This is a genomic window from Leptospira kobayashii, from assembly GCF_003114835.2.
GTDB lineage: Bacteria > Spirochaetota > Leptospiria > Leptospirales > Leptospiraceae > Leptospira_A > Leptospira_A kobayashii.
Map to the genome: position 1 here is coordinate 271,632 of NZ_AP025028.1, position 20,312 is coordinate 291,943.

Here is a 20,312-nt window from a genome sequence, read left to right on the forward strand (position 1 = left end):
AACCGAGAGATTAAGAAGGGGTCAATCCGAAATTCCGAGCTTTTCCTTAAGAAATTTGATACAATCGGGACCGGAAAGGGGTCTTGAAAAGTAAAAGCCCTGAACGGAATCGATTCCATCCACAATCAATCTTTCCACTTGTTCCTTAGTTTCCGCACCTTCCGCGACTACACTCAAACCTAAGTTATGCGCCAGATTGGCAACCGCATGGACGATCGTATCGGAGTCTTTGTCGATCGTAATTTCGGAAACGAAGGAACGGTCGATTTTCAGGCAAGAGATAGGAAGACGTCTTAAATATCCGAGAGAACTGTATCCAGTTCCGAAATCGTCGATCGCAATCGTAGCCCCCAGTTCACGAATTGCTTTCATGGTTTTCACTGCGGCGTCCGCATTTTCCATAAGGGAACTTTCCGTAATTTCCACTTCGAGGTCTTTGGCATCCACCCGGAAGAGGCGTAGATTTTCAGCGATGATGGAAATCAATTTTTCATGTTTGAACTGTTTGGTAGAAATATTGACCGCCATGCTGACTCCCTCGATCCCTTCTTCTCTCCAGAGTCGCAAAGTCTGGATGGCAAGTTTGAGAACCAGCTCTCCGATAGAGAGAATCATTCCGGTTTCTTCCGCGATAGGAATAAAAACATCGGGGGGAATCATTCCTCTTTCCGGATGATTCCATCGGATGAGAGCTTCCACTCCGATCGGTTTGTAGGTTTGCAGATCGATCTTTGGTTGGAAGAATAATGTGAACTGGTCCTTTGCGAGAGCCATTCTCATCTGGTTTTCGATTTCCAGTCTTTGAACAACTAACGTCTGTAACTCTTCCGTAAAGAATACATAACAACTTTTCCCCTGTTGTTTTGCCAGGTTTAGAGCGCTATCAGCATTTTTCAAAAGAGAATTGGAATCTTTCCCATCATTCGGGTACAAAGCGACACCGATGGATACGTTAACGAATATCTGCTCTCCTTCGATGACAAAAGGATGATTCATCGCATCGAGAATGCTTTCGCAAATGACTCCCGCGTCCCTCTCATTCATAAGGTCGGGCAGAACGATTGTAAATTCATCCCCTCCTTGGCGGGAGATCAAATCATAGGATCGTACGCTTTCTCTTAGGCGGTATGCCATGAGTTGAACGACTTTGTCTCCGAACTCATGGCCCCTGGAATCATTGATGAATTTGAAATTATCAATGTCGATTGCGAGAACTCCCACCCAGTTTTCGTGTCTTCTTGCTTCTTCAAATATGGGAAAAAATTTATCAATGAGTGAATTGCGGTTCGGAAGATTGGTAAGTTGATCAAAGAAAGCCATATAGGCTATCTTTTCTTCCGCTTGTTTTCTTTGGGTGATGTCGACAAAGGCTACTGCGAGACCGAAATTATCCAAAGGAATCGGAGTCGCTAGTATTTCAAACCAAGTTACTTTTGCATCTTTGATCAGCCCGAGTTCCATATTACGGATTACTTCTTTTTGTTTCAAAGCTCTCATCAGACTGGAATTGCGCGGATACATCTTGCTTCCGTTAGGTTGTAGTAATGTATACTTTCTTAAGTTCAGAGTCCTGTTTAAAGTTTCTCCGTCTTGTATGTCAAAATACTGTCTTGCCGTGCGATTGGTTTCCACTATTTTCCCTTTGGCGTCGGTGATGGCGATGCCCATGGGAAGATTATCGAATATGGATTTGTATTTTTGCTGTTGTAGGATGAATTCGAAAGAGATATCTTTTTGAATGGTGATATCTCTGTCGATTGCGATGATGATTTGCGATTCAGAAAGAGGAATCGCGAGCCACATGATCCATACATCCTCACCCGATTTCGTTTTCAGGCGGTGTTCGAAATTGATGATGGCTTTTCTGTCTCTGAGGTCGGTCAATGCATCTATCGATTGATCTCTGTCATCTTCATGGATTAAGTCGAACAAACTCCTTCCTACCATTTCTTTTTGAGAATATTCTAAAGAGCGTGCAAAACGTTCGGTGACGGAGATGAACTCTCCGTCCCAATTGAAAATTTGCAGACTATTCGGAAATTGAGATAGAATAGGGTATAATGAGTCTTCTAATGTTCTAGATGTATTTTCCGCTTCATTTCGCATGCAAATCTTTGCCTAAAAAATAAACTGCTTCGATCGATCCGGGGAACTCGAATCCCTCAAAAGGTGACCAACCGGACTTACTTTTTATCATGCTTTTCTCAAAGACAAAAGGCTTTTTTAAATTTAAAACGGAAAAATTTGCCGCATAACCTTCTTTAATCTCGCCAAAGCCCGATCCGAACTTTTCCGGTAAATACTGTTTGACAAAATCTCCAGGATTTTTTGCACAGATTCTTGCAATCGTTTGCAAAGGAATGTTAAGAACATTTATCATATAAGTTACAAATAATCCGTAAGTATCCAATTGTGAAATTCCGCTTGTTCCTTTTTTCTTTTCTTCTATACTATGAGGAGCGTGGTCCGTCGCGAGAAAATCGATATGACCGTCTAGTATCCCTTTTACCATTGCTTCCCTATCTTCTTTGCCGCGAAGAGGGGGGTTCATTTGAAACCAGCTTCGATTATCATCCGTTAGCATGGAAGTATCGAACATAAGGTGAGTCGGTGTTACTTCACAGGTAACATTCACACCTCGTTTTTTTGCATCTATGATTTTATTCAGGCCGTCTTTGGTGGAATAGTGGCAAAGTTTTCCCTTGAGATCGTATTTTTCAATCAGGGAAAGTGCAAAGTCGGTCGCAAGTGTTTCGGCTTCTTTCGGTCTACGTTCTTCGTGAGTGGGTTTATTTTTGTTTTCCGTCAGTATCTCTGGATCTTCGCAATGAAAACTCACATCCTGTCCCTGGTAATGCCGAATTGTATTTTCGAGACTGATGTTGTCTTCAAAAAACAATTCTCCTATGGAAGGTCCCATAAAAACTTTATAGGGAACTTTCTTTAATAAAGGTTTGGTGGTAGGACCGATTCCCGCATAAAGAGTGATATGTATCGGTGATTTTTTAGTAAGCGCGAGTTTCTCTTCGTAACTCTTGTCATCAATCGGCGGAACGGGATTATTCGGCATATCGGCAACATGCAAAACCGCTCCGTTTATTCCTGCATTTCCTGCTGAGACAAAATCTTCCTTATAACAATGTTTTCCACTGACATCTTCGCGTGCGTGAATGTGAATATCACCGAATCCCGGAAATATCACACACTCATCACCAAACAAACGTGCATCGGGATCAACGGATTTTTTTACTTCTTTGATTAGCCCTGCGGTTTCGTCAAAAACAACCGTGCCTTTGAATTCTTCCGTATGTGTTACGATTCTACCTGCGATTTTTCCCATTTGGTCGTTCCTAAGGAGTGAGTTATTTAAAATAAGTTAGGGAAGGAATATATTTCGAAGCGCACTGAAATTAAAAAGTTTCTAGATTTCTATAGATCAAAGCCAAAGTGTCCCCTGTAGTGATTCTATATTTTAGTGTGTAGAACAAATCGTTTAAAAATTGAGAAGATCTACTTTTTTGCTCATCAAAATTGATTCTCTTGCGGTTATTAATGGTTCGTTCCTGGTTTATTCTCGCTATGGCGATATGAAATGCTAATTCTTCATTCAGAAAATTTTGTGTTCGAGTATATCTTTTAATCTGCTCTTTGGCAACAACCGGTTTTAGCTTGCAAATCCAATATGTTAAATAACCGGCAATTTTGTATTCATTGATATTTTCAATTTCCTCCGGATGAAATTGTTTAATTCTTCTGACATCTAAAATATATCGCAGAGTGGCTTCGGTTGTAATCGGCACGGAGAGAAAAAAAGAATTTTTGAATTCGCTGGTTAGAGTATGATTTTGGCAAAGATCATCCCAGGTAGAAAAAATAAGATCAAGCCGTTCGGTTGCTTTTTCCAGCTCCTCTTGGGTAAGAATGTCAGTTGGAACTTTCATCCAAAAAGTCCGTAAGTTTGTAATTTGCTATTGAGTATTTTACTTCTTCTTTCCAGGTATTTGAATTGGAAGAGGATGCGCTATTGTCTAGTCTAACAACGACATCACGTAAATAATCTGGATCAGAAATTAACTGTTTAGCAAGTTCTAGGTCTTTTTGAATGCATTCGTTCATGAGAACTCCAAAATTATTATCTCAAACTTAATTGGTAAGTGTAAATTAAAATTCATTTTAATTCCCCTCTTAGAAGTACAATCAGAAATTAAAATCTTCGTTATAGAGATTATGTCTCTATCCGGAAATTCATCTCCACTTTTCCAAGATTTCCAGTATTTCGCTTCCAAACTTTTCTACTTTGGCCGGACCGATTCCTTTGGTCGCTTCCAGTTCGGAAAGAGTTCTGGGTTTCCTTTCCGCAATTCGTTTCAGAACAGGGTTTTGGAAGACCATAAACTTTTTCCATTTGAGCTGGCGGGATTTTCTGTCCCGGTAATTCATCAATTCACGTAATATCTGTGAGTTGACAGTAGGAGTTTTGGTTTTTTTTACCAGGCTTTCCGAATCGCCTTCTTTCCCAATTCTTTTCTTTACGGGAGAAAATTGGGGAAGGTAGAGTTTCGGGTATTTGGAGCCTGCGACCAGGATTTTCCTTTGTTCCGTCCAGGATTCCAATTTGGCTATGATTGCTTCTTCCGGGATATGTTTTAGTTTTGCGTGGAACGGGTTTCTTTCCATTCGGTAACGAAGTACATCTTTCGTGGTTTTACCGGCTAACGTTTTTGCTATGATGGTTTTTCCGAAGACTCCGGGATGTTCCGCTAAAAAATTCAGAATCCATTCCTCTTCATTCGGGTCGAATTCGTAGGTCCGTTTCTCTTCTTTTTTGCGTTGTTTGATTTCTTCCGCATGCAAAAAGTCCTTTCTGTCTTTTCCGTTTGTCGAATGGGAACAAATATCACAGGATCCGCAAGGTTCGATCGACTCTCCGAAATATTCGCAAAGTTGAACCTGTCTGCATTTTTCCTGATTGGCATAATCCTTGATATGTTTGAGTAAACTATCTCCTCCTTTGAAATTGCTTTCTTTGGAGATCATAAAGGCTTGGGTGGCAACGTCCGCGTTTTTATAAAACAATACACAGTCGGCCGGTTTGTTATCCCTTCCTGCCCGGCCTGCTTCCTGGTAGTAGGCTTCGAGAGAAGCCGGAACTTGGTAATGAACCACCAAACGTACGTCAGGTTGATCCATCCCCATTCCGAATGCGTTTGTCGCAACAAGGATGGGAACTTTTCCTCCTGTGTAAGCATTTTGAGTTCTTTCCCGGATTCCGTCCGTACGTCCCGCGTGGTACTTCCCCGCAGTGAACCCGAAGTCTTTTAGCAATTCAAACACTTCGTCCGTTTTTTTACGGGTGGCGCAGTAAACGATTGTACGTCCTGCAAATTTTTTATCATCCTTCCAAGGTTCCAAAAGTTCAAAAAGACGATCTGCCTTATCACGTTCCGTATTCGGATATTCCACGGAAAATTTAAGATTGGGACGAAAGAAAGTGGAAAGTACCATTTTGGGAAATTTCATTCCCAGGGCGGCTTGTACATCGGTTCTTACTTTTTCAGTTGCAGTCGCAGTAAGCGCCAAAATAGGAAAGTTAGGTGAAGGGTGCCTTTCTCTTAAAAAATGAAGCTGTCTGTACTCGGGACGGAAGTCATGTCCCCATTGAGAAACACAATGTGCTTCATCTACAACGAGAGAAAATAAATTCATTTCTTTGAATACTTTTAGAAAACTCGGGGAGAGCGCTCTCTCGGGGGAAATCAGAAGAACACGCAAAGATCCGTTTACCGCCTGTGCTATCGTTTTCATCTGCACCAATTCGTCTTGCGTGGAATTGCAAAATGCGGCCGGTATTCCTTTGGAGAGGAGGCTCTCCGTCTGGTCTTTCATAAGTGCGATCAAAGGAGAAATAACAAGAGTTAGTTTGTCTTTTTGGAGACTTGCCGGCAATTGGTAGATAAGGGATTTGCCCGCTCCCGTAGGAAGAATGGCAAGAGTATCATTGCCGGCAAGAACGGATTCGATCGCTTCCTTTTGACCGGAGCGAAACTGGCTGAAGCCAAATTGAGAATGAAGTGAAGTTAAAAGATCCAAACAGGGAATAGGATAAATCCAAACTGATTTCGGTCAACACCTAAACGGATAAGTAGGATGTTCGGGAAACGGTCCGGCGGAACCGGAAAGTATCAACAGCAAAAAGCAAATGAGATTCTAAAAATCAGGGGTTTTTTCACTTTAATAATTCCATCCCGTCTGAAACTTGTAATAACCATTCATGCTTTTTAATACTTTTGTATTCGTTCTATTCTTTATAGCAGTTTATGCGGTATTTCTCGTTTTCGGATACTTTGCCAAAGATCGTCCTTGGGCACTTCGTGCGCAAAATCTATGGCTACTTGCCGCATCCTATTTTTTTTACGGATGGTGGGAATGGTTTTTTCTCACTCTGATCTTTACCAGTACTTTCATCGACTACTTCGCTGCGCTTGGAATTCAACGTTCCAAATCCGTCACAGGCAAAAAACTTTTTTTAGCATTCTCCGTCGTAGCGAACCTAGGGCTTTTGTTTACGATGAAGTATTTCGACTTTTTTACTTCCAGTTTTGTATCGTCATATAATGCGTTAGTTGGTATTTGGGGAGGAAATCCTCTTTCCTTCAGTTCCATCATGGTATTGCAAAACTTTGTTCTACCAGTGGGAATCAGCTTCTATACTTTCCAAACCATGTCTTATACAATTGATGTGTATCGTGGTCAAATCGAACCCGAAAAAGATTTTTTTGATTTCGCACTTTTCGTAAATTATTTTCCCCAACTGGTGGCGGGTCCGATCGAAAGAGCCGTCGACTTACTACCTCAATTGAAAAAGCCCAAGTTTCCTACTTTGGATGTACTTCCCTTGGCAGCTTGGGATATCCTTTTGGGTTATTTTATGAAGGTCTATGTTGCGGACAATCTTGCAATGTACATCGACCAGGTATTTCTCGGCGGCAAGGGACTCTATCTTGCAAATCCGGGACTCATTACAACTGTCGACGGAAGTCAGATCTTCGTTGCTTGTCTCGGTTTACTGATGCAAGTCTATTGCGACTTTGCGGGTTATTCTTTCATTGCGCTCGGCACTTCCCGCCTACTTGGTGTTACATTGACAGTCAATTTTGAAACTCCCGAGTATTCCCGTAACCCGATCGAATTTTGGAACAGATGGCATGTAACATTGAATCGTTGGTTCCGGGATTATATTTATATTTCTCTCGGGGGAAGCCGTTTTGGAAAATTCAAACAACTTAGAAACCTGTTTATCATCTTTGTAGTCTCCGGATTTTGGCATGGAGCCAATTGGACATTTGTCACTTGGGGAACCATGCAAGGGGTTTATACCGTAGTTTATCTGGCTTTTTTCGCTCCTAAAAAGAAGGAAGAAGAAACGGATAACAAAATTACATTCAAATCCTTCCTATCCGGTACTGCGTCCCGTATATTGATTTATGTATTGGTCGCAGTCAGCGGAGTTGCATTTCGAAGTTACGACGGAAGTATGATGTTGCTTTATTTTCAAAAGGTATTTTGCTTTTGGGATTGGAGCCTTGCTCCTACCAACGGGGTGAAATCTTCCTGGATCTTATTCCAAGAGATGTTGAAAATCACTCTTCCTCTTTTTATTTTGGATGGAATTACTTATTTCAAAAAAGACAGATACTGGTTTTATAATTATCATTATCTCATACAGGCATTTATCTTCTGCGTAGTCGGATTTTTGATTCTGACCAAAGGTATTTTTGGAAAAGAGGTGATCTACTTTGCGTTCTAAATTTATCGGAATTCTATTCGCATTATCTTTTTTCGCAATACTCGAAATCGTTGTTCGATTAACGGATGTTTATTATTTCGAACAGCCCGAGATTTTTTTCGTAAACCTGAAGAAAAACTACGTGGAATCGGGCAAAGCCGATGCCGATATCGTTGTGTTAGGTGATTCCCGTTCCATGGCTTTGGAGGGATATTCTCCTAAAAATGACAAGGAATTCTCCGTGTACAACCACAGCCTCCCCGCAATGGGACCGAAGTACTATCGATTCTTTTTGGATAAATACCTGAAAGCGGGAAACAAAAAACCGAAAATGGTTCTGTTTGCCGCTTCACCTAAACTCTATTCGTCGGGGTACGGGCCTCCTCTTTACGATCCCAGCGGAAAAGTAGTCACTTCAAACGAAAGTATATCCCAATATATAGCCAGAAGATGGAGGGAAGGTTGGGAAAAAAATATCTTCCAATCTCCTAAAAAAGAAAATATCATCCGTTACGGCGGGAAACAGGATGATGCGGATCAAATTCTATGGGAATTTTTCGGACATAGATACCTTCACCAGTTTTCCATTTCCGAACTTTGGAATCAATACGAAGGTGTGGAAAGATTATTCATCATTTCCAAGGCGATTCCTCTTCTTTACCAATCCTATCGTTTTCACGGAGGAATTCGAAACCTGATCAGTTCTTCTCATTGGAAACTTTCCAAGGACTATCTCACCAAATCAAAGTTTTGTGAGGATTGCAAAAACGTGGAAGTAGGACTTTGTATGCCTCCTCATTCCCAAAGAGAAGACAATTTGATCATCCAAGATCAAATCGACCGTCATTTGGGTAAGTATAATATTTCCAATCGTGTGAATCCCCAGCTTGTAGCCTTGGCCAGAATCCAGGCAAAAGAAGAAGTTAAAAATATTTCACATAACACGGATATTTCGAGTTTTGAAAAACCGGATTATCTGGTTTTGGAAGAACTGATTGCTTACACGAAAGAAAAAGGAATCAGGTTCGGTTTTGTATATATGCCATGGATCCGGGAAAGAGAAAATGTTCCCGAGGTTCAGTACAAATTAGGCGAGCTCCGTAAATTTTTAAAAACTCATCCGGAAGTGGGATCTTTCTTTTTTCCCGATTCGGGTTATCCTATCGATTTTTTTGTGGATAATATCCATTATGATTGCAGGGGAGAGACCAGAGTGAATGAGGAATTTCATAATTTGATTTTACCTGAAGTCTTTCGTTTTTTGCAAAATAGAGAAAAATCCAATTGATTTCCCTTTTATAGACCTTCTAATTGAAAGACTCAAATGAAACTGAGAGGAATCCCATTCATGTTCTCTTTTAGAAGTATTCTTTCATCCCTATTGATAGGGTTTTTGCTCGTCACTTCCCTTTCCGCACAAAATCGGTACGGACTTTTCATCGGAAGCAATTACAAGGGCAATACCGCGAAGATCCCCGAGTTAGGCCTTTGTGAAGCGGATGCTACATTCCTTCGAGACAAGATCCAAAAAAAAGGAAATTTCAAAGATATCAAAGTTCTATTGGGCCAGATGGTGACCAGAGACAATATCAAAAATGCGATTTCCACCTTAGGAAAACAAGCGGGCAAAAATGATTCTGTAATCATCTATTTCTCCGGTCACGGTATGTATCAGAAAGATGCAAAAGCCAAGAACGGAATGCGTAATTATCTGATTTGTTATGATCGTCCCCATGTTTCGGATGAAGAACTCAATGAATTTTTAAGCGATATCAAATCTCCCAAAACGGTTCTTGTGATGGACTGTTGTTATTCGGGAGGAATTGCCAAAAAAGGAAAAAATACACGAGGTGCTTCGGATGTACCGATTGCACAAGGCAACGACGGAGTGGTGCGCCAGAATCCGGAAGATTATTTTTTCCAAGACAAGGCTGTAATTTCTTCTTCCGATTCGGATGAAACTTCCATCGAAGTGGGCGGATCGATCAACCATGGTATTTTTACATACAACCTGGGATTGGCTTTGGACAAAGCTGACTTGAACAATGACTCCGTGGTCACTGCACTCGAAGCCTTCTTTGTTGCAAAAGACGATACTGTCAAAATGGCAAAACAGTTCAATCACCAACAAAACCCGCAAGTATCCGGGAATGCAGCAGGGATTTTTCTAACCGGTTCTCCCAAACCGCAAGATCCTCCTCCGCCTCCACCGAATATTGTGATCAACGAGCCGATCAAACCTCCTGAAACAAACAATACGAATAACAACACTACAAATACGAACAACAACCAAACACCGGTTACTCCGGAACCGGAAACAGTTCCTGCGAATGACACTACGGTTCCTATTCCTCCGATCGTAGAAGTAGAACCTCCTGTTGTACCTTCGATCACGACGGGGGATATATTGATTCGGACTTCCATCATCAAAGACAAATCTTACGGAGGTGTGGCTTCAAAGTCCCCTTACGATTTGTTGAACAAACAAGGCAAACTCAGTTCTTCCAAAGGAACTGCCGAAGACAAACTGAGAAAGATAAAGGTGCTTGTGGATGACCAAGAATACAAATCCACAGTCACTACGGAAAAATCCAAAATTTGGGGAGCAATCACGAAAAACGGAACTTTGGTTCCGGGAGATATTTATAATATCAAAATCGAAAAACTTCCTGCCGGAGTACATCAGATTGAAGTGAGAGCGGACAATTACCCGATTTACAAGACCGCGGCGGCAGTGATTCCCAAACAAACTACAAATGTAGATGTGATCAATTCGATGGACGGATATGGTGCCATCCAAGGAAGAGTTTTTTACAAAACCCTGGACAACCCGATTGAAAAGCATCCTATCTATATGCCGACTGTAGTAGCTACCAACCAAATCTTCAAAGTAACGACTGACAAAGACGGATATTTCTGGTTTACCAATTTGAAACCGGGTAAATACGAAATCAGAGCTAGCTTTATGGAAGAAATGAAGTTGGAAAACTCGGAGATCATTGTGACCCCCGGGGAAGTAACAAAAGTAGATATCATTCTCAACAAAAAGCTGAGCTACACTAAGACAAAGTATTAGATCTTAAGGCATAGAGCTTCCTTTCTGACTTTAGATAAGCCAATCGCGTAACCATTCCTGGGTTTCGTGGTTGGCTTTTTTTATAAAAATTCACAAATGAAAAAGACCTTAATTTTCTATAAAGATAGAAGAGAAACAGAACTTTGTGCTTAAATTTTCTTAATATACTCGTTCTTATGTCGCAAATGATTAATTTTAATCCAAATTAGATTAAAATTTGCACTTTTTTCTTAAATTTTTAATGAAAAAGGGCATTTGAGCAGGATTTTTGATTTTTCGAGATTGAAATTAATCGGGCATTTTTGTTTAATAGAGTCATATAAAACACAAAGAGGGATCTCCTAAAGAGGTTCCCTACTCTAGAGAGGAGTAAAAAGACTATGAAACTAACAAAAATAATCGCAACAGGGGTTCTAGGATTTGGTTTAGCAACTGCTAATCTTTACGCACTAGATACAAACGAAAGACTTGAACTATTGGAAAATGCTGTGATCGAACAAGCATCCACTCCAGCACAAAAGTCTGCCGTTTCGGAATACCTTGCGAACGTGGCTAAAGAAAAAACCGAACTTGCACAAGCTCTTCGTGACAGAGCTCGAGTTTCTCACGGTGGGAAAATCATTTCTCAGATCAATGAACAAAAAGAATTGATCAGACGCGCAGAAGCTCTCGAAAGAGAAGCTCAAAAATACAAAAAAGTATCTATGAGTTTCGCAGAAGCGGGAAAGCAAGTCGCTAGCAACTAATCCCAAGCATTCAGCTTTACGGTTGCAAAAGGTCAGACAAATGTCTGGCCTTTTTTTATATCCTCCCTTTTTCCCAATCGACAGGCTATAAAAGGATTTCTAAACCATCATATGTGACATAATCAATATATGGTTGACAGTACCCCGGAAAACTCAGAAAAAAGACCAAACCGAAAGTATATGGTACCATTGGCGTTATTTGTCTCTGGTGTAATTGCTTTGGCATTGATCCTTCATTGGGTAAAGAGCCCGAAGCCCATTCAAAAATTGGTTTTTGAAGGTTTGGAAGTTTTGAAACCCGCCGATCTAATGGGTTTTTTGGAAGTAGATCCGGAAAAAATAGATCCTGAGATGGTCGGCTGGAAGGATTGGGAAAAAAAACTTTTAACTCACCCTAGGATTCGAAAAGTTCGGGTTTCTCGGGATAGGGAAGGTTTTCTTGTAATCACCTTACAAGAGAAAGTTGCAGAGTTCGGTGTTCATGTGGGAGATATGTTATACGAGATTGACGAAAACCGTGAAATTATTTCACAAAACCAAGTTCTTGCGGAAAACCTGATTGTTTTGTCGGGTAATTTTCCTGTGACTGGGAATGTGGTTCAAGGTACTCAAATTGAAGATATAACAAAAGAAATGCGAAAAACCATACTTAGTTATCCTGCTCTTCGGACAAGAATCTCCGAAGTAACTTTGGAAGATGACGGTGATGTTGTTGTTTATTTAAAATCTCCTTTTCGGGCAAGAGTATTTATTGGAGATAAACTGGATTTTTATTCGATGCGTAAATTATACGCCTCTCTTGCTTATTTAGAAACTGAAAATATAAAAGCTTCCACAATTGATTTAAGGGGAGAAGACGCAGTCTATCACTGATATGGAAGATGCACCCATTGTTACAGCATTAGATCTAGGTTCATCTCTTGTCAAAGTTGTGATCGGGCGCCTTGTCAATGAATACGAAATCGAAATTATAGGAACAGGTTCTTATCCTTCCGGAGGAATCAAAAACGGTTCTATTGTAAATATTGAAACTACAACAAAGTCCATCATCGAAGCCTTTGGCGATGCGGAACTTATGGCCGGCCAAGAGGTGAGTGCAGTTGTTGTAAATGTTTCCGGCAAATCCGTACATGGATTTAATGAAAAAGGAATCATCGCGATCACAAACAGAGAACGCACTGTTTCCGAGATGGACATTATGCGTGTTGTGGAAGCTGCCCAATCGGTTCACGTTCCGGGCGACCAACAAGTCATTCATGTTTTAACAAAAGAGTTCAAAGTAGACGATCAGGTAAATATCAAAGATCCCATTGGTATGACTGGTGTTAGGTTGGAAGCGGAGGTACATATCGTATCCTGCGGTTCCACCGCTTTAAATAATATCGATCGTTGTGTCGAACAGTCGGGACTCATTCAAATGGATCGTGTATTGTCCTCGCTTGCTTCTTCGGAAGCGGTTTTGACTTCCGGGGAAAAGGACTTGGGAACCGTAGTCGTCGATATCGGTTCCGGAATTTGTGATATTATCGTCTATGTGGACGGAGGGATCGCTTTTTCTTCCGTAGTGCCTTTCGGCGGATTCCACATAACAAGCGATCTATCCATCGGTTTGAAAACCACGATCGAAACCGCGGAAATTCTTAAAAAAAGATACGGCCATACGCAGATAGACCAGATAGATCCCACCGAAAAAATAGAAATTCCCGCCATCTCGGGAAGAGCTGCACGCTCGATTTTCCGCCAGGAATTGGTGGAAATCATGGAGCCAAGAGTCAGAGAAATTCTGGAAATGGTGGATCACGAATTGAACAGATCCGGGTTTAAACCTGCATTAGCCGGTGGAGTTATCCTTACGGGTGGAACATCCTTGCTCCATGGAATCGATGTTTTGGCGGAAGAAGTATTCCGATTGTCTGTTGGACGTGCAAAACCCGCTGGACTAACCGGCCTCACGGATAAAGTTTCTTCGCCTGAATATGCAACGGCGATCGGTTTGATTAAATACGTTTCAAAATTACAGAACTTAGAACAGAGAAATATACATTCTAATTCTGAACAAGATAGTTTGATGAAGAAGGTTCGTCGTTGGATGGAGAATAATCTCTAAGGAAAGTCTATGTTGTACCTAGAAGAAGAAAGAACTAGCCCGGCCATTATAAAAGTAGTTGGAGTCGGCGGCGGCGGAATGAATGCCGTAACAAGAATGATCAACTCTGCAATGAAAGGTGTTGATTTTCTTGTGATGAATACCGATGAACAAGTGTTATTAAAATCTCCTATTGAGCATAAAATCCAACTGGGAACGAAAGTAACCCGCGGAATGGGCGCGGGTGGTGATCCCGAGCTTGGCCAAAAAGCCGCATTGGAAGACAAAGATAGAATTGTGGCCGCTTTGAAAGGCGCAGATATGGTTTTCGTTACTGCGGGGATGGGAGGAGGGACCGGAACAGGTGCCGCTCCGATCATTGCAGCAATTGCAAAAGAGATGAAATGTCTGGTAGTAGGTGTAGTTACGGTTCCTTTTTCTTTCGAGGGAAAAAGACGTGCGGACCTCGCCAAACAAGGTTTAGATCTTTTGCGCTCCAATGTTGATACGCTCATTACAATTCGCAATGATTCTATTTTTCAGGTAGTGGACAAAACCACTCCCGTAGATCAGGCTTTCCGGGTGATCGATGATATTTTGTTAAACGGTGTTCGCGGAATCAGTGATATAGTCAACCATCCGGGAATTATCAATGTGGATTTTGCCGATGTCAAAACCATTATGAAAGATACTGGGGATGCTATTTTAGGTGTGGGAGAAGGTCGCGGAGAGACCAGAGTTACCGAAGCTGTGGAACAGGCGGTCAATAATTCGTTGTTAGAAGATTCTTCCATACAAGGTGCCAAATCTTTACTCATCAATGTTACCGGGGGAAGTGATCTTACCATTCATGAATGGAATGAAGTATCGCAAATCATTACCGCGCAAGCGGATCCGGACGCAAATATCATCATCGGCTTAAATGAAGATATGAGTCTGGAAGATAGAATTCGAGTGACTGTGATTGCCACTGGTTTTCAAAAGAAAGGATTTCAAAGGCAAAATGCGCGTGAATCGAAAGCTGTCGGTGCTGAAGAACAGACTGTCGCTCCTATGGTATACCTTCGAAAAGCGGAAGAGAGGAAGGTGGAAAAAGAACCTTCTCATTTTGAATCCAACAGGAATTTTAAATCGGGAGGGGGAAGAATGCTCGGTAACAACCGTTCGTCGCAAAATTCACCTTTCCAAAATTTCGGCGAGGATTATGATATCCCCGCTTTTTTAAGAAGAAAGAACGAAACTTAAAATCTACAGTCGTTTTAATTGATATAAGAACGAATGGAAAGGAAGAGTGGTTTTCCTTCTTCCACGATGATTTTGTTCGGAGCGTTTGTAACTAGTCCGGAAGACTCATCCAGAGAAAAGGAATATTCTCCAGGCTCGAGGAAGATTCTTTTGACTTGAAAATTGGCAGGTATTGTTCTCCAACAACGTAAATCAGGTGCGATGGTTTGCGCAGTGGCAAGCCCTGCGGCGGCACCGGCAGCTAACCGAATCAAGCTGGAAACCAAGTCGCCTTCTCCTTTCTTTTTTCGGTTTCCCATACTGGATTCGATGGCCCGGGAAGCTGCTTCCGATGCGACTACTGCTGCAACAATTTTAACTGCAAGGGAAGTTAGGTTTTTGGTAATGATGGCTTTGTAGTTATCGTTGAAGTTTTTCATCGCAGTGTCCGAATAATTATTTAAAATTTCCGGGGCACCGATGTCTGTTCCATTGATATAAAAATGACGTTTGCTTGATCCTTCCAAATCCCTTTCTTTGTAGATAGGAATCGGATTTTCAGCGGTGCTGAGAGTCGCCAGAACTCCCGATACGGAAGCGCCCGCACCTTCGGTTCGAATCGCAATTTCTATCGCACCTTGAAGCGCTAAAGCAAAATATTCGTCATCTAAAAGTTTTCCACGGGATTCTTTTGTTGCCGACTTACCTGCTTCGTGAATGATAATCACCTCGGATAGGTTAGGTGATTTTATGTCCACTTTTTGCATGGATTGATTGTATGCCTGAACGAAAGGAGCGCCTTTCGCATATTTTCCCATATCACGAGAATCGTTTTCTTTGACGGCAAGTACGTAACGATCGCTCATAAGTACGGAACTTCCGGACATAAGTTGTTCCATATTTCTGAATTGAACTCTTGCGTCGTTGAATCTTCCCAATCTTTCGGAAACAAACGCATCGATCAGACGTGCCGCATTGTTTTGGCGGTACTCGGCAGCGATGAATTTCATTTCTTTCAGTTCGAAATCCAAACGTCTGAAATAGATCTTCGCATTTTCTAAATCACCTAACATAAGATAATTGGAGGCGACAAAATACTTGATCATGACCCTTTCGAAGTCTTCGCCGGTATAATTGGACTCATTGTCGGAAAGAAGGAAGGCAAGACCTTCCTTTGTAATACTTGTTTTTATATTATCCGAAAGATCTTCCGCTTCTTTAAATACTTTATTGGAACTTTCGTAATCACCTTTGGAATGAAAAATCATTCCCGCTTCCATAAGAAAGAGCAATCTGTCTTTGGTTGCGGAATCTTCGTAAAGTGCGCGTATGGAAGGAATTGCGGAATCATAGTTTTTGCTAAAGTAGGCGTTTTCAGTGGCTTCGATTATTTTTTTATAATCGGAAGCACAACCTAAAACGGCAAAACCGAGAATGGCAAAAAAGCTTAAGAATTTGGGGAACAATCTATAGCTCCTTAAGATTACCAACCAACACCTTTGTTTCCGCGAACCGCTTGTTTGCGATAGGATACTTTTTCAGACCATACTGCGATGGTTGTTTCCACTTCTACCAATTCGATATTGATCGACTGTTCTACGATTTTTTCGCCGTCTGCAGTAAACAGGTTTTCATTGATGTCTGCCCGTACAAAGTAATTGGGAGATTTTAATTTCCCGATGGATAATCTGTTGGAAGTAAGACCGGAAAGGCTGAATTGAATTTCGTTTAATGACTGTTCTCTGGTCTTAGTGCGAACGGTATAAACTTTGTTTTTAATCAGTTTGGAAACGAATGCATTGTCAAAGAGTTCCGTTTGAATTTGTTCGGAAGTGTCATTGCGTGTTGGAAAGTGGGCGACAAATACGCCGGCTTCCTGCGGATTTTCTTTAAAAAATACTCCGATTTCATCGGCTAACTTTTCAGCGGCGCGAACCAATTCCTGGCTAGTCAATCCGCCGGAATCCGCAACGTAGTCCGTGTTATTATCCAACCGTTTGGCTCCGCTGGAACAACCTAAAATAAATACGATGCTGAAACAGGAAATGAATGCTTTGTTCATGAAGGCTCCCTAAGGAAAGAAATGTTCTCTAAATAAGACTCGATCGAGCGGGGCTTGTCAATTCCAAAAATCAGCGTGTGATTCATCGCTTAGGATCCGTTGTAAAAATATTTCTTTCTCCAAGGAATTCATTACTTCCAATTCGCGGGCATAAATCATTTTGGTGATTGCAATCTTTAAGTTTTGATTTTCCCACTTAGCAATTTCGTGCAATTGTTCACCATACAGACTTTGTCTTTTTTTAAGGAGATGTGATTTTCTTTCTTTGGAATACTTGTAGGGATTTTTCTGAACGTAGTTCTCGGTATAGTAAAGAAAACTTTGCGCCGTCTGGCTCGGGTGATAGGGAAAAAGTATCTCCTTGATTCCTTTGGGAAAAAAATCATTTCTGATCTGCAGAATTTTTTCCTGCTTTTCCCACGAATTTAAATTCGGATCTTTTTCCCATTTTGCGATTTCATCTCTATAATTTGCGTAAGCGACATAGATAGCGTAGAGAACGGAGGCTCTTTCTCCGGGATAATGAAGAACCAAATAGTCGTACGTTACCGATCTGTCCGCACCCCATTCGTAGGTTTCTTTCCCGAAAAGCTCATCTAAAAAGTTCTTTAAATCACTAGGATAATCTTCCGTTAAAAGTAGGTCCGGTCGGTCGGAAAGCTGCTTCCAAGTAACTTCGGAGCCGCTGTCAAAGGGCTTTTTGCTCCGGAGTAGGGCATCATTTTTAAAAAAAAGGAAATAGACAGTAAAGGAAATAAAAACGAGAAGTATAAGGAGAATGAAAAAGATTAGTTTTCGCTTATTCATCATTTTGATTGTTTTGGTAAGTACCATTCTTTGCAAGCCAAAGAAGAAAGATGAAATTGACCCTCAACTTTTGAGCGTTCTTTTATCCCAAAGCTCCGGAGTGAATTCTTCCTGTCAGAAATTTTTACTGAGCGAAGCTACCTGTGTAGGAACACCTGACAATGCGGTGACCGGTTGTCCTTCTCTAATCTCGGCATTAAAATCCAAAATCACTCCTTCCGATAAAAATTCCGATTCCGTTGCCGAATTGTACTTCAACTGTTTTACAGATGCTAACTTGATTTATACCCAAGGCACTGGTTGCCAGAAATCTTCCTTCAATACAAATGCGGATTTCAGAAAAGCACAAAGATCCACCTCTACGGGTAGTACTCAAAATGCGAACGCCGCCTGGAAATTGCAGTTCAATAACTGTGCGTCCATTGACAACGGAACCCCTCCCGCCAGTTCAGGACTTAAGGATACAGGCACAAAATTAAGTGCCGATCCGTTTATTTAATTTTTTTAGTCAAATCATTAGAGGGGGACTTTATGTCATTAGTCACAAACGATGAGTTAGTCTCAAAACTTAAACCGATCTTTTTGGATCATGAAATCGAAGGGAGAATTCTCCCTTTGGTCGCCGAAATCAATCGTTTGAAAAAAGAAAAAAATGCGGTGCTTCTCGGCCATAATTATATGACCCCCGACGTATTCTGGGGAGTTTCCGATATCATCGGAGATTCTCTTTATCTTTCCAAGATGGCAAAGGATACCACGGCAGATATTATTCTTTTCAACGGAGTCCATTTTATGGCGGAAACGGCAAAGATACTTTCGCCTAACAAAAAGGTACTGATTGCTGATCCGAAAGCGGGATGTTCTCTCGCTGAATCCATCACCAGGGAAGACGTAAGAAAACTAAAAGCCCAATATCCGGGAGTTCCCGTCGTAACGTATGTGAACTGTTCTGCGGAAGTGAAAGCCGAGACGGATGTATGTTGTACTTCCGCCAATGCGGTACAAATCGTCAACGCGATGGAAACGGACACTGTGATCTTTTTGCCGGATGAATACTTGGCCGGAAACGTTCGAAACAATACGACGAAAAAGATTATTTCCCATCCGGGACGATGTATGGTGCATGAAATCTACACTCCGGAAGATATCCAAACAGCAAAGCGGTTGTTTGGTGGGGAGCTCACTGTGATCTCTCATCCGGAATGCCATGAAGACGTGGTAAAAGTTTCCGACTTTTCCGGATCCACTTCCCAAATGATCGACTTTGTAAAAAATTCAAAAACAAACAAGATCATGCTCGTGACCGAATGTTCCATGGGAGACAATATAAAATCCGAATTTCCCGAAAAGGAATTCGTATCCACATGTCAAACCTGCCCGCATATGAAAAAAATCACTTTGGAAAAAGTGAGAGATGCTTTGCTCTACGAACAGTTTGAAATCTTTTTAGACGAGGAAGTGATTCGTTTGGCTCAAAAGTCGGTCAATCGTATGTTAGAGTTGAGTTATAAAAAGTAGGATCGTATGTTTAGAATCGGAAACGGAATAGATTTCCATAAATTGATACACGAACCTTTTCGCCCGCTTATGTTAGCTGGGGTGGAAGTCAAATCCGAATACGCTTTCCTGGGGCATAGCGATGCGGATGTGATCTTGCATGCAGTGTCCGATGCGATCTTAGGTGCCTTGTCTCTGGGTGATATCGGTCAGCATTTTCCTGACACCGACCCTTCGATCAAAAACATAAACTCTTCCCTCATCACTCAAAAATGCATTTCCCTCATCACGGAACGCGGTTGGAAATTGGTAAACGTAGATTGTACCTACGTGGGAGATCTTCCTAAGATAAATCCCATCCGATCCGAGCTCATCCAATCATTGGCAAATATTCTGTCTTTGCCTTTGGATTGTGTTTCGATTAAGGCGACCACATCCGAAGGAATGGGCGCCCTCGGCAGATCGGAAGGTGTAATGGTTATGGCCACTGCCTTGTTGGAAAAAAGCTCTAAAAAATAACTTTGAATTAAGGTTTGGGCAAAGCGGTTAAGCTCTTGTCCAAAAGGTCGGAGAGCAGGGAATCTCCAAAAAATAACAACATAAAACGGGAAAAGAATCCTGGTTTTGGCAATAGCTCTGCCTTTGCCTCTATTTGAACATTGTTCTCGACTGTCTGGAATTTGTATTCTTCCCGCAAATAGAGATAATTGTGGAATCCTTCCAGTCGCCAGGAAATTTTTTCATTTGGAATCGAATCTTCCACGATCAAATGCAGATCTTCACCCAGATACTTGACAGCTATGTCTTCCTGCGGCAGAGGGAGGCGGATCAAACGAGGGATATAAGTCTGTAACAATAGTTTAACGGCTGGCTCGTATTTCGCCGAAGTCGTTGTGCTCCGTACAATTTCTGAATTGGATTTTGTAATGGCGGAGATACCAAGAACAGTCAAAAAAACAAAAAGTATCCTAAGAAACCAAATCATTTCTTCCATATAAAAATCTATTGCATAAGGAGCGATTGAAATT

18 protein-coding genes are annotated in these 20,312 nt (G+C 41.4%); 10 read left to right on the top strand and 8 right to left on the bottom strand.

Annotated features, from left to right (window positions below):
• Nucleotides 1-21: 21 nt before the first annotated feature.
• From DI077_RS01335 to DI077_RS01350, 4 genes are all read right to left on the bottom strand, one after another.
• Complete coding sequence (locus DI077_RS01335) at nt 22-2,106, bottom strand: putative bifunctional diguanylate cyclase/phosphodiesterase (protein WP_109021940.1); 2,085 nt, start codon at nt 2,104-2,106, stop codon at nt 22-24.
• Nucleotides 2,096-3,340, bottom strand: a complete 1,245-nt coding sequence (locus DI077_RS01340) for an amidohydrolase family protein (protein ID WP_109021941.1) — start codon at nt 3,338-3,340, stop codon at nt 2,096-2,098. The genes DI077_RS01335 and DI077_RS01340 overlap by 11 nt, the downstream gene beginning before the upstream one ends.
• 70 nt (nt 3,341-3,410) lie before the next feature.
• A complete protein-coding gene (locus DI077_RS01345; protein ID WP_109021942.1) occupies nt 3,411-3,941 on the bottom strand; it encodes a hypothetical protein in 531 nt (176 codons plus the stop codon).
• A 304-nt stretch (nt 3,942-4,245) separates the two neighbouring features.
• The gene (locus tag DI077_RS01350) at nt 4,246-6,090 is read right to left on the bottom strand and encodes a RecQ family ATP-dependent DNA helicase (protein ID WP_109021944.1); all 1,845 of its coding nucleotides are present in this window, start codon (nt 6,088-6,090) and stop codon (nt 4,246-4,248) included.
• A 181-nt stretch (nt 6,091-6,271) separates the two neighbouring features.
• On the opposite strand from DI077_RS01350, the gene DI077_RS01355 reads away from it, so the two are divergent.
• The 7 genes from DI077_RS01355 to ftsZ all read left to right on the top strand — a co-directional run bounded on the left by DI077_RS01355 (nt 6,272) and on the right by ftsZ (nt 14,939).
• Nucleotides 6,272-7,807 (top strand): MBOAT family O-acyltransferase, encoded by a 1,536-nt coding sequence (locus DI077_RS01355; protein WP_109021945.1) that lies wholly within the window; start codon nt 6,272-6,274, stop codon nt 7,805-7,807.
• Nucleotides 7,797-9,074 carry a DUF1574 family protein gene (locus DI077_RS01360; protein WP_109021946.1) on the top strand — a complete coding sequence of 426 codons (1,278 nt, stop codon included), beginning with the start codon at nt 7,797-7,799 and terminating at the stop codon, nt 9,072-9,074. The genes DI077_RS01355 and DI077_RS01360 overlap by 11 nt, the downstream gene beginning before the upstream one ends.
• Nucleotides 9,075-9,134: 60 nt before the next feature.
• Nucleotides 9,135-10,862, top strand: coding sequence for a caspase family protein (locus DI077_RS01365; protein ID WP_109022197.1), 1,728 nt, complete (start codon nt 9,135-9,137; stop codon nt 10,860-10,862).
• A 380-nt stretch (nt 10,863-11,242) separates the two neighbouring features.
• Nucleotides 11,243-11,608 (top strand): LIC_10421 family protein, encoded by a 366-nt coding sequence (locus DI077_RS01370; protein ID WP_109021947.1) that lies wholly within the window; start codon nt 11,243-11,245, stop codon nt 11,606-11,608.
• A 129-nt stretch (nt 11,609-11,737) separates the two neighbouring features.
• Nucleotides 11,738-12,481, top strand: coding sequence for a cell division protein FtsQ/DivIB (locus DI077_RS01375; RefSeq protein ID WP_109021948.1), 744 nt, complete (start codon nt 11,738-11,740; stop codon nt 12,479-12,481).
• A gap of 1 nt (nt 12,482) precedes the next feature.
• Nucleotides 12,483-13,715 carry a cell division protein FtsA gene (ftsA, locus tag DI077_RS01380; protein ID WP_109021949.1) on the top strand — a complete coding sequence of 411 codons (1,233 nt, stop codon included), beginning with the start codon at nt 12,483-12,485 and terminating at the stop codon, nt 13,713-13,715.
• Between the two features lie 9 nt (nt 13,716-13,724).
• Nucleotides 13,725-14,939, top strand: coding sequence for a cell division protein FtsZ (ftsZ, locus tag DI077_RS01385; protein ID WP_109021950.1), 1,215 nt, complete (start codon nt 13,725-13,727; stop codon nt 14,937-14,939).
• A 14-nt stretch (nt 14,940-14,953) separates the two neighbouring features.
• Here the strand turns inward: ftsZ and DI077_RS01390 are convergent, their stop codons facing one another.
• Genes DI077_RS01390 through DI077_RS01400 form a run of 3 tightly spaced genes read right to left on the bottom strand, consistent with a single transcriptional unit; the run spans nt 14,954 to nt 17,790 of the window.
• Nucleotides 14,954-16,384, bottom strand: a complete 1,431-nt coding sequence (locus DI077_RS01390) for a COG3014 family protein (protein WP_242935304.1) — start codon at nt 16,382-16,384, stop codon at nt 14,954-14,956.
• A gap of 17 nt (nt 16,385-16,401) precedes the next feature.
• Nucleotides 16,402-16,980, bottom strand: a complete 579-nt coding sequence (locus DI077_RS01395) for a penicillin-binding protein activator LpoB (protein WP_109021951.1) — start codon at nt 16,978-16,980, stop codon at nt 16,402-16,404.
• Nucleotides 16,981-17,037: 57 nt separating this feature from the next.
• Entirely contained in the window at nt 17,038-17,790 is a 753-nt protein-coding gene (locus tag DI077_RS01400) for a hypothetical protein (protein ID WP_167837215.1), read from the bottom strand.
• Between DI077_RS01400 and DI077_RS01405 the strand changes: the two genes are divergently transcribed.
• The 3 genes from DI077_RS01405 to ispF are packed head-to-tail and all read left to right on the top strand — an operon-like array spanning nt 17,759 to nt 19,803.
• A complete protein-coding gene (locus DI077_RS01405) occupies nt 17,759-18,286 on the top strand; it encodes a hypothetical protein (protein WP_109021953.1) in 528 nt (175 codons plus the stop codon). The genes DI077_RS01400 and DI077_RS01405 overlap by 32 nt on opposite strands.
• A gap of 32 nt (nt 18,287-18,318) precedes the next feature.
• Nucleotides 18,319-19,305 (top strand): quinolinate synthase NadA, encoded by a 987-nt coding sequence (nadA, locus tag DI077_RS01410; protein ID WP_109021954.1) that lies wholly within the window; start codon nt 18,319-18,321, stop codon nt 19,303-19,305.
• 6 nt (nt 19,306-19,311) lie between these two features.
• Nucleotides 19,312-19,803: a 2-C-methyl-D-erythritol 2,4-cyclodiphosphate synthase gene (gene ispF, locus DI077_RS01415; protein WP_109021955.1), complete on the top strand. Its 492-nt coding sequence runs from the start codon at nt 19,312-19,314 to the stop codon at nt 19,801-19,803.
• 7 nt (nt 19,804-19,810) lie between these two features.
• On the opposite strand, the gene DI077_RS01420 is transcribed toward ispF, so the two are convergent.
• Nucleotides 19,811-20,269 carry a hypothetical protein gene (locus tag DI077_RS01420; protein WP_135354928.1) on the bottom strand — a complete coding sequence of 153 codons (459 nt, stop codon included), beginning with the start codon at nt 20,267-20,269 and terminating at the stop codon, nt 19,811-19,813.
• Nucleotides 20,270-20,312: the final 43 nt, after the last annotated feature.